Source organism: Pedobacter paludisoli (assembly GCF_052344095.1).
Lineage (GTDB): Bacteria > Bacteroidota > Bacteroidia > Sphingobacteriales > Sphingobacteriaceae > Pedobacter.
This window is the reverse complement of the sequence record NZ_CP179926.1, coordinates 742,760-756,661: the sequence shown is the minus strand read 5'-3', so window position 1 is coordinate 756,661 and position 13,902 is coordinate 742,760. Positions and strand designations below refer to the sequence as shown.

Here is a 13,902-nt window from a genome sequence, read left to right as displayed (position 1 = left end):
AGTTTGGACAAGGCAAAACACCCTGTCCTTGATTAAAATACCTTTTAAAATGGAGGTTCACTTTCTTCTGCTTTTGCAGATGCTTTTTTTGCTGTTTTAGTATCACTCTTAGTACTCTCAAGTTTCGATGCACCAAAAAGCTTAATATCCGATACATGAAACGTTAATACACCTTTAGCTGAGCCGTCATGAGATACATATGCATTTACGCCAATTCTTCCATACAATTGCACCAAAGAACCTTTTTTTAAATAGAGTGCAATTGCTTCATTGCGCCAAAATGAACAGTCGATAAAAGTGGTTAAATCCCTTTTTTCACCATTTGTCCGATAGCTATCATTAATAACAACGCTAAAACCAACAACTTTTTTGTCGTCCTTTACTGTTCTTACCACTGCATCAGCGGTTAATCTTCCTGTAATTTCCATAACATGGGTTTTTAGTTAAAAATTCTGTTGAATTTCCTTTCTTCCTTTCTCTTCAAAAAAATCTTTTCAAAAGAAAAAACGGAAAAAAAGAAAGCTCAAGAATTCCGCATCGGGAAGATTGAAGCGGAGAACTATAAGTCCCGAAGGGTATTCTGATGAAATCAGAATATTATGCGTTCGCAGCGAAAGGAGGATGCGATATTCGCAGCCTTTTTATCCGTTTCATTTAGAAATTAGATTATACCAGCATTACACAATAAAGATGATAAAGTAGTTAAAACTCTATTTACAATAAAAACCCTAATCCAACATGTGGATAAATCTGCAATAACCTTACAGGGTAATACCTTAATTTTGCCCTATGATTCCGAATCTAGAAGACTTGTATTTTTTAGAAAATGATTCCTTAAGTATGGTTGAGATAAAACGTCTTGATGCAGCAGTAGATGCAGATGTTTCCCAAATTTATCAATGGATGTTGATTGACAAAAAAGCCAAGAGTATTGAGAAACTTGATTTTGACTCCATGGATTATACCGAGCAGATAGAGGAACATTTCTTTAAACAAGGCTATTTGAAATTTATCGAGTTGGATGGAAATTTTATAGAAAAATACAATTCAGCGCAGCATAAATTAGAAAATATAGATGCAAGGCTGTTAAGCCTTGACCTGCTATCGAGCATTGAAAAATGGCTTCATTTGCATATTTTCTTCTTCAATATTTTCAATCCTTTTATTTATTTTATTCAATTCATTATCTTTTTCTATTAAATGCAAAGTCAACTCCTCTATCTTTTTCTGTTGTTGTTTAACCAATTCACCCAATACTAACCCATTACTTTCTACTTCCTTTGCGCTTGGCATATCGGGTAAATGCTTATTGGCTTTAATGTATTTTTCTAAATCTTGCAGAGAAGTAATTTTATAATCCTCTTCGAAAACATAATCGGGCCAGTTGGCGGTTTCTACTTTAATTTCACGCGCACGGATGTTACCGTTAACGGAGAGCTTTTCTTGAGGTGTACTCGTGCCAATGCCTACGTTTCCATCATGATTAAGAACCATTTTAGGAACACTCCAGTTAGTTGACCCATTTTTACTAGTGTAAAAATTTATTTGATGACTTTCGGATGAAACATTACCAATCGTACGAAAATGTCCTGCATATAAATTTAAATCATTTCCATACGTACGAATTTGCGCATTATAGTCATTTTGAACCCCTAACTCTAAAGTAGGATAATTACCTATAGAACCGATTTTTAAGGCAACGGTTCCATCTTCCGTACCAGCTCCAACCATAATATTTAACTTATTGGTTGGAGTAAGTGTACCAAGCCCTATATTTCCATTTTCGGACCACACATTTTGGCCTTGCACTTCACAATAACCAAATAGTAAAAAAAAATAAAAAATTATCCTTCTCATTTTGTATTTTGCTCTAATTAATTTAAACGTTCAAGAATATTTGTTAATTCTTTTTTATTTAAATTAACTTCCGTCTTAATTATCTTATTCTCTATCTTTAAGTCCTCTATTACTTTATCTTTTTCAATTAAATATAATATCAACTCCTCTATCTTTTTCTGCTGTTGCTTAACTATTTCACCCAATACCAGTCCATTGCTTTCTACTTCCTTTGCAGTTGGCATATCAGGCAAATGCTTATTGGCTTTAATGTATTTTTCTAAATTTTGTAGGGAAGTTATTTTGTAATCCTCTTCGAAAACGTAATCGGGCCAGTTGGCGGTTTCTATTTTAATTTCACGCGCACGGATGTTACCGTTAACGGAGAGCTTTTCTTGAGGTGTACTCGTGCCAATGCCTACATTTGCCATCAGAGAAATATGATTAGCAAAAAATGTTTGACTCATACTTGAGTTATAATCTTGTATATCCGAAATCAAATTTTGATTTATTGGTTGACCATTAGCCTCGTAATCAACCGATTTCATATTTTCGCCGGATGAAGTAGTCCAGCCTACAAACTGATATCCTCTGTCGTGATATGCGGGGTGATAAGGAACGTTTAATGCAAGGTATCTTTTCCCATTATAAATACATGTTTTAAGGCTCCAAGTGCCTGTAACTGCATCATCGAAAGAGCTTAATGTAGCAGCAATCCCAGTGTAAGCAGAACTTGTTTTGATTTCTGCTACATTTATCCTATTAGATGCTGCTTGGTGTCCTCGGTAGGCCGTAATTGTACCTATTGCATAATTTAATGGTAGTAATGAGCCATCATAAATTTCGTGAAGCAAAATCAAATTTCGTCTATAATCGCCTCCGCTCCCCCCTATATTAATGCTTTTATAATCAGCAGAAAGAGTAGTGACTTGTGCTTTGACTAATACAGATAAAAATAAAAAAACACCATTAATTAATAGACTTCACTTTTTCATTTTATTTATTTTCATACTTCTTTAATTCCTTTATGCTATTTCTTAATTCTATATTCTCCCTTTCTTGATTTTCAAACCTTTTACTCAAATCGATCAAATGCAGGGTCAGTTCTTCTACTTTTTTAAGCAAAGCTTTATTCATTTCCCCCAATACCAGTCCATTACTTTCAACCTCTTTTGCAGACGGCATATCGGGCAAATGCTTATTGACCTTAATGTATTTTTCTAAATCTTGCAGAGAAGTAATTTTATAATCCCCTTCGAAAACATAATCGGGCCAGTTGGTGGTTTCTACTTTAATTTCGCGTGCGCGGATATTGCCGTTTACGGAAAGTTTTTCTTGAGGTGATGATGTGCCGATACCTACATTTGCCATCAGAGAAATATGACTAGCAAAAAACGTTTGACTCATATTTGCGTTATAATCTTGTATTTCCGAAATCAAATTCTGATTAATTGGCTGACCATTAGCCTCGTAATCAACCAATTTCATGTTTTCGCCAGATGAAGTAGTCCAGCCTACAAACTGATACCCCCAGTTGTGATGTGAAGGGTGATAAGGAACGTGTAATGCCAGGTATCTTTTCCCATTATAAATACAGGTTTTAAGGCTCCAAGTGCCTGTAACCCCACCATCGAAAGAACTTAATGTAGCAGAAATCCCAGTGTAAGCAGAGGAAGTTTTAATTTCAGCTACATTTATCCTATTAAAAGCTCCTTGGTGCCCTCGGTAGGCCGTAATAGTACCTACTGCATAATTTAATGGGAGTAAAGAACCATCATAAATTTCGTGAAGCAAAATCAAATTTAGTCTATAATCTCCTCCACTAACCCCTATATTAATGCTTTTATAATCAGCAGAAAGAGTGGTAACCTGTGCTTTGACAAATACAGACAAAAATAAAAAAACACAACCAATCAATAGACTTACCTTTTTCATTTTATTTATTTTTACACTTCTTTAATTCGTTTATACTATTTCTTAATTCTATATTCTCCCTTTCTTGATTTTCAAACCTTTTACTCAAATCGATCAAATGCAGGGTCAGTTCTTCTACTTTTTTAAGCAAAGCTTTATTCATTTCCCCCAATACCAGTCCATTATTTTCAACCTCTTTTGCCGAGGGCATATCAGGCAAATGCTTATTGGTTTTAATGTATTTTTCTAAATCTTGTAGAGAAGTAATTTTGTAATCCTCTTCAAAAACATAATCAGGCCAATTGGTGGCTTCTACTTTGATTTCACGCGCACGGATATTGCCGTTTACAGAGAGTTTTTCTTGAGGTGTCGTAGTGCCAATGCCAATCCTTGCAGCATCAAAAATCAACGGCTGATTACCTCCACCTGTTCTTATGACAACTGGATAATCGTTGCTTATAAATTCTGGATTATTTGCAAAATAATCTATCGATAGTTTTCTAGCATCACCTCCATTTATTCGCCTAGGAAAAAAATTTGAACAACCATTTACCGTTAGAGGAGCGTCTGGACTATCAGTGCCAATCCCCACATATCCATTACTTTTTAAATAAAGTTGATTTGAGTTTTCTAGTCCATTATTTTGAAATGTATGAAGATCAATATCTGCATTCCAACCCTTACTAATAATCCGTGAAAGACCATTTGTATTCAAATCGAAAACTAAATTTGAATTCATTTTTTTAAGTTCCAATAGGCCTGTAGCTGCAGATGTGCCGATACCGAAATTCCCCGAATTGATAAATGAATTTCCTCCGTCTTTAAAATAAACACCATTACCAATCATTGTACCCCCACTAAAGTCTCCTCCAAAATTTAAATTCAAAACATTATTATCGGCATGTACAATGGCTCTTCCTCCTGAACCACGAGCAGGATATCGTAAAATAACATCCGCACTACCATTAAAATAAAACTCATTACTTTGCGCTTGTAAGTGTAGAAAGGATTCAAACACAAATAATATTAGTATTGCTATTTTCTTCATTTTTTAGCGTTTCAAATTGACTTTATTTAGCTTCTGCTCAATTAATTCAACGCGCATATTTAATTGTTTTAAAGCATCAATCTCTTTATCCTTCTCTATCAAATACAACGTCAACTCCTCTATCTTTTTCTGCTGCTGTTTAACCAACTCGCCAATTACTAGTCCATTACTTTCTACTTCCTTTGCGCTTGGCATATCAGGCAAATGCTTATTGATTTTAATATATTTTTCTAAATCTGAGAGGGAGATAATTTTATAATCCTTTTCGAAAACATAATCGGGCCAGTTGGTGGCTTCTACTTTGATTTCACGCGCACGAATGTTGCCGTTTACGGAAAGTTTTTCTTGAGGGGTGGTGGTGCCAATGCCAATGTTTCCAGTTCCATTAATTGCCATTGATACTGCTCCAGAATATACTTGTTCCTTTACTACCGCGCTCGGTGTGTTGGTATAAAACAATATAGATCCTTGGTTAGGTTGACCATTTCCTGGAATTAAAATTGATGCCCCTGACATAGAAGGATGTGAATTTGCAATTTTCAAATCATCGTTATGCTCCATAAATAGATTTGAAGATACAAGCACAGAACCATGATTATTAGAACTGAAATTTGCATAATTTGTAGTACTTTTAAACATATCTATCTGACCAACACTGACATTAAAACTTTTGGTTGATCCATTTACATCTAATTTTGCTTGTGGTGTTAAAGTTCCAATGCCCACATCACCATTTGGTAAAATGTTAAAATTATACCCATTATAAGTACCATCCAGATAAAGTCTAAAATCTCCATTAACATCGTCGATTTGCCAATTTCTACTTGTATTTTTAAATGAAGATAAAATCGTTTTATCTGTAATTTTATGATTACTAAATCCTTCTTGCGAAGTAGTTGTTATAGCATTTGAAGTTACATTTCCTCTGTCTGTAACGGATTGTAAAGTTTCATTTTGCGCTTTAACACAAAATAAAAAAAAAATAATGTACTTATGCTTAATATGGTTCTCATAGAATCTATTTATTTCTTAGTGCTTTCTAACTTAAATAAACGAGCTTCAAAATGTTTTATCGTTTCATTCAGAGCTCTTACCTCCGTATCCTTCTCTATCAAATGCAAAGTCAATTCTTCTACTTTCTTCAATAGAGCTTTATTCATTTCCCCCAATACTAACCCATTACTTTCAATTTCTTTAGCACTTGGCATATCGGGTAGATGCTTATTAGCTTTAATGTATTTTTCTAAGTCTTGTAGGGAAGTAATTTTATAATCCTCTTCAAAAACATAATCGGGCCAGTTGGCGGTTTCTACTTTAATCTCACGCGCACGGATATTACCGTTTACAGAGAGTTTTTCAGTGGGATTTATGGTGCCAACACCAATATCACCAACTGAATTAATCCTCATTGTACAATTTGAAGTTGAACCAGAAGGATAAAAAAATAATCCTCCAGTTGTACTAGCAGCTATAGTAGGGATATCGGGTCCATAGGTACCTCCCCAAGATAAATTATGATTATTCTGTAAAGTAATGCTTCCATTTACATCAAGCTTTGATTGAGGTGTGGTAGTGCCAATACCTAGATTTCCATTTATTAATTGATTTCCTGTAAAAGAATTTGTTCCCTTTGTGGCAAGTTCATACCAAGGATTCCACGCATTTATATCGCCATTTTTTGTTCTAAACGATAGATGACTTCCTCCATTTGGTCCGTAATCAGAACTTATTTGGCAATCATAATTATTATTTGAGAATCCACCAAAACTTATTAATGCTCCATTCCAGGGAGTCCCAGATGTTGCGTAAGAAAATGTATAACCACCTTTAAAAATATCGGCTGTACCAGAGGTTGATATTTTATCAGTAGGATTTAAGGTTTGAGCTCTTAAATTCAATGAAACCAATACAATAGTAAACAGCGTAATTATCTTTTTCATTTTTTTATTTGTGTTTTATTTGTTTATCTAACATATCTATTCTTTTATTTTGCTCTATCAAATACAAAGTCAACTCTTCTATTTTCTTCTGTTGCTGTTTAACCAATTCTCCTAACTCCAAGCCGTTTGCTTCTACTTCTTTCGCCGATGGCATATCGGGTAAGCGACCATTAGTCTTAATACACTTTTCAACTTCTGCTAGTGTTGGTAACTCATATTCTGGTCGAAAAACATAATCTGGCCAGTTAGCAGTTTCTACTTTTATTTCGCGTGCTCGAATTTTGCCGTTTACAGAGAGTTTTTCAGCTGGATTTAGGGTTCCAATCCCTAAATTTCCATTGATATAATTATCATCCCCGCCTAAAAAGTATGCACTCCCTGCATAAGTTTTACCCCATGAATTAATGTAACTATCTACAGATTGCTTAAAAGTGTGAGCAGGGCCATTTTCTTCTTGAAAAGGTAAAGACTGCTGTACTCCATCGTAAACAATAGGACTTTGAGCCGTATTTGACGAATAAGCATAACTTGTACTTCCTTTTAACCAAATGATAAAATTGAGGGAATTATTATTTGCATTGCCCACTCGGTAACTAGCAACAAAACCAATATAATCACCACCATACCTCTGCCATATGACCGCATTTACAAAGCCAGCGCCATTTCCGTATCTTGATGTATGAAAAACGAATTTCGTCATTAACGAGCCGTGCCATAATCCATCCCAATGTACGGATGAGCGGCCAAGTTGAAGTTCTGTCGGCTTGTTATTATCCCAGTTATTGTCTTGGAAAACTACAGGGTAAAATTTATCAGCGTCACCTTGAACTACGAAATTTCCTGTTTGAGCAAATGCACTAACATTTAGCAAAATCATCCAAGTTATTAGAATATATTTTTTCATTTATCTTTCTTTTGATCAACTTTTTGTAAGCGGTCTAAAATTTTTGAGATTGCTTCCGATTTAACTTCATCTGCCTGCTTTAGCTTTGCTATTTCCTTGTCTTTTTCTATCAAATGCAAAGTCAATTCTTCAACTTTCTTCAATAGAGCTTTATTCATTTCCCCCAACGCCAATCCGTTTTCTTGAACCTCTTTTTGAGATGGAACTTCTGGCAAATGTTTATGAGTTTTCACATAATTTTCAAGTTCTGTCAAACTCAATAAGTTATATTCTTTCTCAAAAACATAATCAGGCCAGTTATTTGATTCAACTTTAATCTCCTTTGCGCGAATATTCCCATTTACGGCAAGTTTCTCTGTTGGAGCAGAAATACCTATACCTACATTACCATTTGCATTTCCAAGTGTTCTAAAAGAAAATCCTTTTTCAGCATCAATAAAAAATTGAGCATAACCACTATAATTCCCATTTTTATTTGCTTGCAAGCGCATTACATTCCTATTAGGAAATGTGCTATTTTGTTCAAAGTAACCACCTAAGTTGTCTTGACCTGAATAAATGTAACTATCCTCATCCCCCCACCTTACAATCCCTCTAACATCTAAAGCTTGTAAGGGATTTAAAGTCCCTACTCCAAGCTTACCTGATGTCACCCTTAAACCTGATCCTTTTACATCAACATAACTTTTATTATACGTATTTCCTGGATCCAAAATAATACCTGTATCCCAGCTTATTTTCAATTGTTGATAATTTGGAGGCGTCCAAGGGCCTGGTGTTCTAAAAATACCGTAAGCCAAAGGGTTGGGACTAAACCAAGTTATTCCATCTGATGTATCTGTCCCATCATTTACGTCATTAAAACTAAGTTTGGCTCCTGGTAAAAGGGTCCCCAGACCAACATTTCCAGTTGAAGGAAATATATTTTGAGCAAATAAAGCACTTCCAAAGAGACACGATATTGCAAACAGTATAACACTTTTTACCTTTACCATATTAAATAAGTTTTTGTTTTAATTTTTCCTGTTTAAGTTTTTATTTTGAGAGTGAACAACACTTCCATGTATATATTTAACTTTGGTAATTACTTTAGAAAAAGGGAGTCGGATGTTCGAAAACATAATCCGGCCAGTTGGCTGTTTCTACTTTAATTTCACGCGCACGGATGTTGCCATTTACGGAAAGTTTTTCTTGGGGGGGTAGAAATACCAATACTCAAATTACCCTGTTCATTTAATGCCATTAGCATTACCTCGGCCTCGGTACTTGAATTGGCAGATCTTTTTAACCACTGAAAAACTGGTAGTTGACCTAATGGTCTTGTGTCGATACGAAATGCGGCACCTATGTAAGAAGTATTTACGGTGGGAGAATGAAAATTAACATGTAAATTAAGAAGTGGAGAAGTGCCTAAAACTTCAGTGCTTAAACTCATTGGCAAATCAGCGTTTGTAATTAAAATATTTCCTTTAATCTTAACGTCGTTTCCAAAGGAAGCTCCACTAAAAAAATTGGTTTGACTACCATCGCCAGGAATGTAAAGTAATGAACGCTCTAGACCATCATACCGATGAGCTATAATTTCAAAGCCTTGATCGTATGTCCAATCGTCGGCTAGATAAATCCTTAGTCTAGTTTTCCCATTAGGAGTGTTACCAATAGCTTCAGATCGTAAAAAATGACTTTCGCCCCAGCCCTGAAATTGTAGCGCATTACCTAGATAAGCTTGTTGTCCAAGTTTTATATCTCCTGTTGGAGAGATATCATTTTGTGCAAGTACTATTTTAACCTGAAATACGAGTATTAGGTATAATAATATTTTTTTCATTTCTTATTCAACTTAAAGTGCAATTCTTTAATTTGTTTTTTCTGTTCTATTAACTGCTGCGTTGTTTCTTTTTTCAACTTATCATTTTCTTTTTCAAGGTTTATCAAATGCAAAGTCAATTCTTCTATAGTTTTTTGTTGCTTTTTTAATAAATCTCCAACGGTTATTCCTTCAACTTCTACTTCCTTTGCACTTGGCATATCGGGGAGATGTTTATTGGCTTTAATGTATTTTTCTAAATCCTGTAGAGAAGTAATTTTGTAATCCTCTTCAAAAACATAATCGGGCCAGTTGGCGGTTTCTACTTTAATCTCTTTAGCACGAATGTTGCCGTTAACGGCTAGCTTTTCTTGTGGAGCTGAGATACCAATACCCATATTCCCTTCTTTAGTAATTATCGCCAAGAGGCCTAAATCCTTATTTACACCCGATAGACCAACATTACTAGCTGATGAATAACTAGGGCCTCCAAAAAATTTATATCCCCCTTGGCAAAACTCCAAGTAAGAACTAAAATCATTTAATGGCCTATTAAAAACCCCTGTCGATTGAGTGAAATCTATGTTATAGCCTATCCCACCATAATTTCCACCACTATAACCAATATTTAAAGCTCTAGACTTCCCAAAGCTATATCCTCCAAAAGGTGCCACTCCATCCGTTTCTAGAAGGACTTTTGACCATGACTGAGCTGGATTATTATTTGTCTTCCTAAAAAAAAGATTTTGATCAACAAAACTTCCCGAAAATTGCATAGCATAATTATTAGCTGGATTAGAATGTCGCACATCTAGCAAATGCCACCAAGAAGTAGCACCAGTAGGGAAATTAACCGGAACATTTGCATCAAAAAAACCAGAAGTTGCTCCAGCATCGCCTTGCAAGCCTGCATCATTTCTACTTTGCGCTTTTACAGTAATGCCTGCTCCTGCCAGTAAAGTTACTAATAGAAGAATTGCACTTTTCATAGTTTAGTTTTTAATAATTGAACCTCTTTTTGTTGTTCTTCAATAAGTTTTTGTTGAATTTGCAATTGCTTATTTTGATTGATCAATAGTTTGCCTTGCTCTATCAAATGCAAAGTCAATTCTTCGATAATTTTCTGTTGCTTTTTCAATAAATCTCCAACAGTTATTCCTTCAGCCCCTACCTCATTTGCACTTGGCATATCGGGCAAATGCTTATTGGCTTTAATGTATTTTTCTAAATCACTTAAAGATGTTACTTTATAATCCTCTTCGAAAACATAATCGGGCCAGTTGGCGGTTTCTACTTTAATCTCACGCGCACGGATGTTGCCATTTACGGAAAGTTTTTCTTGAGGTGATGATGTGCCGATACCTACATTGCCATTTTGGAGTGCCCTTATAGCTATAGTTGCGCCATCTGAAGAGAATAAATTGCCAACATACAAATTCCAGTCATTCGTCATAGGCTGAAATTTATCTACGCTGGTATCATTACCCCAGTTACTTAGTGCTGTAAAGCCGCTGTTATAATTTTTAGGCGTTATAATAATATTCACATTAATAGGAGCTAATACACCGTGAGTAGCAACAGCTCTAACTCTAAATTTAGCATAGCCATACGCAGCGTTACAGTCTATTGTAAAATTTAGCTGCTGATCAACATATTTATTATTATTAATTCGACCAGCTTCTTTCCATACTGAAGGGTTAGCATGAGAAATTGCTACTAAATGTGTTGCTGCCGCGGCTATATTGCCACGAACATAACTAATTGAAATTTCATAATAACCGGATGCACCCGCATCAATAGGAGCAGCTTGAACAAACTCCATATAATCGCCAACAACATAATTGGCTGGAAATGTTACAGAGGTGGTATACACATCCGGAAATGAATTCGTTTTACCATACACATTACTTAATTCAAGCGTGAATACCATTAAAAGTAAAAGTGTTAGTTGGATTAGGACCTTAATATTCATAGTCGACAGTATCCAGCAAAGTGTGTAAATGAGATTTGGGTTAGGGTATCAGACTTTAACCCTTTCACCAAAAATAGCTAAAAACTGGTTCACTATCAAGCCCCAGTTGTGCACTGGCTGGGTCCATTTTTTGGTTGTTTCCATTAATGCCAGATAGACAGATTTCTTAACAGCTTCATCAGTTGGAAAAGACATTTTATTGCTGGTGTATTTTCTAATTTTGCCATTCAGGTTTTCAATAAGGTTAGTGGTGTAAATGATTTTTCTGATTTCCAGGGGAAAGTCAAAAAAAGCTGTTAGGTCATCCCAATTCGTTCGCCAGCTTTTGACGGCATAAGTATATTTATCGCCCCACTTTTGTTCAAATAATTTTAACTCGGCTTCGGCCATTTCCTTATTTGGAGCAGTATATATCAGCCTCATATCTTGGGTGAAGAGCTTTTTATCTTTCCAGACCACATAACGGCAGGCATTGCGTATCTGATGGACTACACAGATCTGGGTAGCGGATTGGGGAAACACGGAACGGATAGTTTGGGTGAAGCCATTCAGGTTGTCCGTACAGGTAATCAGAATGTCCTGAACTCCCCGAGCCTGCAGATCAGTTAATACATTCATCCAGAAGGCACTGCTCTCATTCTTTCCCAGCCACAATCCCAAAACTTCTTTTTTGCCTTCTGTATTTAATCCTACGGCCAGATAAATGGTTTTGTTGATTACTTTATTGTTCTCTCTTACTTTAAAGACGATCCCATCCATCCACACGATCATATACAGGGGATCAAGGGGGCGGTTCTGCCAGGCAAGTACATCTTCGCTTACCCTTGCCGTAATGGTTGAGATAGTGGAAGGGGGAAGCCTGAAGTCATACAGCTCACGCAACTGCTCTTCTATATCAGAATTGGACATCCCTTTTGCATATAGAGATATGACTAGCTTCTCAATCCCTTCAGATAGCTTACTCCGCTTTGGAAGTATCTGAGGATCAAAAGAAGACTCACGGTCTCTGGGAACTTTTATAGAAAGTTCGCCGTGTTCTGTTTTTACCGTTTTCTCACCATAACCATTACGGGAATTACTAGTGCTTTTGGATTGCTTGTCATGCTTTTCATAGCCCAGATGGGAATCAAGCTCCCCCTCTAACATCTTCTCCACTCCACGCTTGTACATCTGATCCATAAAAGACATAAAGTCCTTACCATCCTTAAATTGCTTAAGGAAATTATCATCCAAAAAATCTTCTGCTTTCATTTTGTTAAACTGTGTTTTAAAGTAAATAAAAAAGATCCGAGTTTTTACCCAGATCTCATTTACACAGTTTATTGTATACTACCTCATAGTCTTATTTGATTAATTTAATGTCTTTCTGAATTTTTAATAATATTAAATTTTGCTTTTCTAATGCACTTTGAAGCATTTGAATATGGCCTTTTTGTGTATTTAGTTCCTTGTCTTTTTCTATCAAATGCAAAGTCAATTCTTCTACTTTTTTAAGCAAAACTTTATTCATTTCGCCCAGTTCAAAACCATTGATTTCTACTTCCTTTGCACTTGGCATATCGGGCAAATGCTTATTGACCTTAATGTATTTTTCTAAGTCTTGTAGGGAAGTAATTTTATAATCCTCTTCAAAAACATAATCGGGCCAGTTGGTGGCTTCTACTTTGATTTCACGCGCACGGATGTTGCCATTTACAGAGAGTTTTTCTTGGGGTGTGGTAGTGCCAAAACCTATATTTCCATTGGGATTGATCTTAAAAACCATATTTCCATTTAATGAAATACCAAAACCATTTGTTGGTGTACCGCTACTTCGAATATTCCCCAAAGTCCAAATATCATTATACCATTTATACAAACTTCCTGCTACTATGTCTCCTATCAAATAACTAGAAGGCATATACATAGCAGCACTCCTACCTTCACTTCCCAAACAAGCCAATGCTCCTTCTACCGTTAATCGTTCGGTAGGCGAAGTGGTTCCTATTCCAACATTCCCTTGCTGTGTCATAACCATAACCGGTGTATTTCCCTTACCCTTACTTAAAAAACCCAAATTATTCGAATTTCCTTCCAACTGTAATGAGTATTTCTCATCTCCATAATCTCCTTGGGCTCCTCCTTGATTTTGAGAAAACACAAAGGAGTTTCTTGCAGCTGTTCCAAATCTCCAAAGGTCGTTTTGATTATCTAAACGGCCAGTCAATACTAAATTTGTACGTCCATAAATAGAGGCATTATTAGTAATAAAAACTTTGGTAGATCCATCAAAGCTCGATTCTCCTTTAACTTGAAGCGGCGTAATGGGCGTGAGAGTTCCAATCCCTACATTTCCATTGACAGGAAATATATTTTGCCCCCAACTGAATAAAGGAATTATACCCAATAGTAGTTGTACTAATCCTTTGGATACATTTGTCGTTTTCATTTTTTATTCTTGTAAATTATTTAACATTGATTTTTTTCATTTGCGGAGATTAC

At 35.7% G+C, this 13,902-nt stretch carries 15 protein-coding genes; 1 reads left to right on the top strand and 14 read right to left on the bottom strand.

Annotated elements, in window-relative coordinates:
• Positions 1-44: 44 nt before the first annotated feature.
• Positions 45-428 carry a single-stranded DNA-binding protein gene (locus ACJVDK_RS02950; protein WP_443938798.1) on the bottom strand — a complete coding sequence of 128 codons (384 nt, stop codon included), beginning with the start codon at positions 426-428 and terminating at the stop codon, positions 45-47.
• Between the two features lie 361 nt (positions 429-789).
• On the opposite strand from ACJVDK_RS02950, the gene ACJVDK_RS02945 reads away from it, so the two are divergent.
• The gene (locus tag ACJVDK_RS02945) at positions 790-1,200 is read left to right on the top strand and encodes a hypothetical protein (RefSeq protein WP_443938797.1); all 411 of its coding nucleotides are present in this window, start codon (positions 790-792) and stop codon (positions 1,198-1,200) included.
• Here ACJVDK_RS02945 and ACJVDK_RS02940 read toward each other — a convergent pair.
• The 13 genes from ACJVDK_RS02940 to ACJVDK_RS02880 form a co-directional block, all read right to left on the bottom strand.
• Entirely contained in the window at positions 1,102-1,857 is a 756-nt protein-coding gene (locus ACJVDK_RS02940) for a hypothetical protein (protein WP_443938796.1), read from the bottom strand. The genes ACJVDK_RS02945 and ACJVDK_RS02940 overlap by 99 nt on opposite strands.
• Positions 1,858-1,874: 17 nt before the next feature.
• Complete coding sequence (locus ACJVDK_RS02935) at positions 1,875-2,690, bottom strand: hypothetical protein (RefSeq protein WP_443938795.1); 816 nt, start codon at positions 2,688-2,690, stop codon at positions 1,875-1,877.
• A 142-nt stretch (positions 2,691-2,832) separates the two neighbouring features.
• Entirely contained in the window at positions 2,833-3,771 is a 939-nt protein-coding gene (locus tag ACJVDK_RS02930; RefSeq protein WP_443938794.1) for a hypothetical protein, read from the bottom strand.
• A gap of 1 nt (position 3,772) precedes the next feature.
• The gene (locus ACJVDK_RS02925) at positions 3,773-4,798 is read right to left on the bottom strand and encodes a hypothetical protein (RefSeq protein ID WP_443938793.1); all 1,026 of its coding nucleotides are present in this window, start codon (positions 4,796-4,798) and stop codon (positions 3,773-3,775) included.
• 3 nt (positions 4,799-4,801) lie between these two features.
• The gene (locus ACJVDK_RS02920; protein ID WP_443938792.1) at positions 4,802-5,524 is read right to left on the bottom strand and encodes a hypothetical protein; all 723 of its coding nucleotides are present in this window, start codon (positions 5,522-5,524) and stop codon (positions 4,802-4,804) included.
• A gap of 296 nt (positions 5,525-5,820) precedes the next feature.
• Positions 5,821-6,738: a hypothetical protein gene (locus tag ACJVDK_RS02915; protein ID WP_443938791.1), complete on the bottom strand. Its 918-nt coding sequence runs from the start codon at positions 6,736-6,738 to the stop codon at positions 5,821-5,823.
• A 4-nt stretch (positions 6,739-6,742) separates the two neighbouring features.
• Complete coding sequence (locus ACJVDK_RS02910; RefSeq protein WP_443938790.1) at positions 6,743-7,642, bottom strand: hypothetical protein; 900 nt, start codon at positions 7,640-7,642, stop codon at positions 6,743-6,745.
• A complete protein-coding gene (locus ACJVDK_RS02905) occupies positions 7,639-8,637 on the bottom strand; it encodes a hypothetical protein (protein ID WP_443938789.1) in 999 nt (332 codons plus the stop codon). The genes ACJVDK_RS02910 and ACJVDK_RS02905 overlap by 4 nt, the downstream gene beginning before the upstream one ends.
• Positions 8,638-8,795: 158 nt before the next feature.
• Positions 8,796-9,470, bottom strand: coding sequence for a hypothetical protein (locus ACJVDK_RS02900; RefSeq protein WP_443938788.1), 675 nt, complete (start codon positions 9,468-9,470; stop codon positions 8,796-8,798).
• On the bottom strand, positions 9,467-10,438 hold the full coding sequence (locus ACJVDK_RS02895) for a hypothetical protein (RefSeq protein WP_443938787.1): 972 nt from the start codon (positions 10,436-10,438) through the stop codon (positions 9,467-9,469). Before ACJVDK_RS02895 ends, ACJVDK_RS02900 begins: the two co-directional genes overlap by 4 nt.
• On the bottom strand, positions 10,435-11,379 hold the full coding sequence (locus ACJVDK_RS02890; protein WP_443938786.1) for a hypothetical protein: 945 nt from the start codon (positions 11,377-11,379) through the stop codon (positions 10,435-10,437). The genes ACJVDK_RS02895 and ACJVDK_RS02890 overlap by 4 nt, the downstream gene beginning before the upstream one ends.
• A gap of 90 nt (positions 11,380-11,469) precedes the next feature.
• The gene (locus tag ACJVDK_RS02885) at positions 11,470-12,672 is read right to left on the bottom strand and encodes an IS256 family transposase (protein ID WP_443938785.1); all 1,203 of its coding nucleotides are present in this window, start codon (positions 12,670-12,672) and stop codon (positions 11,470-11,472) included.
• A gap of 91 nt (positions 12,673-12,763) precedes the next feature.
• Positions 12,764-13,849, bottom strand: coding sequence for a hypothetical protein (locus ACJVDK_RS02880; RefSeq protein ID WP_443938784.1), 1,086 nt, complete (start codon positions 13,847-13,849; stop codon positions 12,764-12,766).
• Positions 13,850-13,902 lie beyond the last annotated feature (53 nt).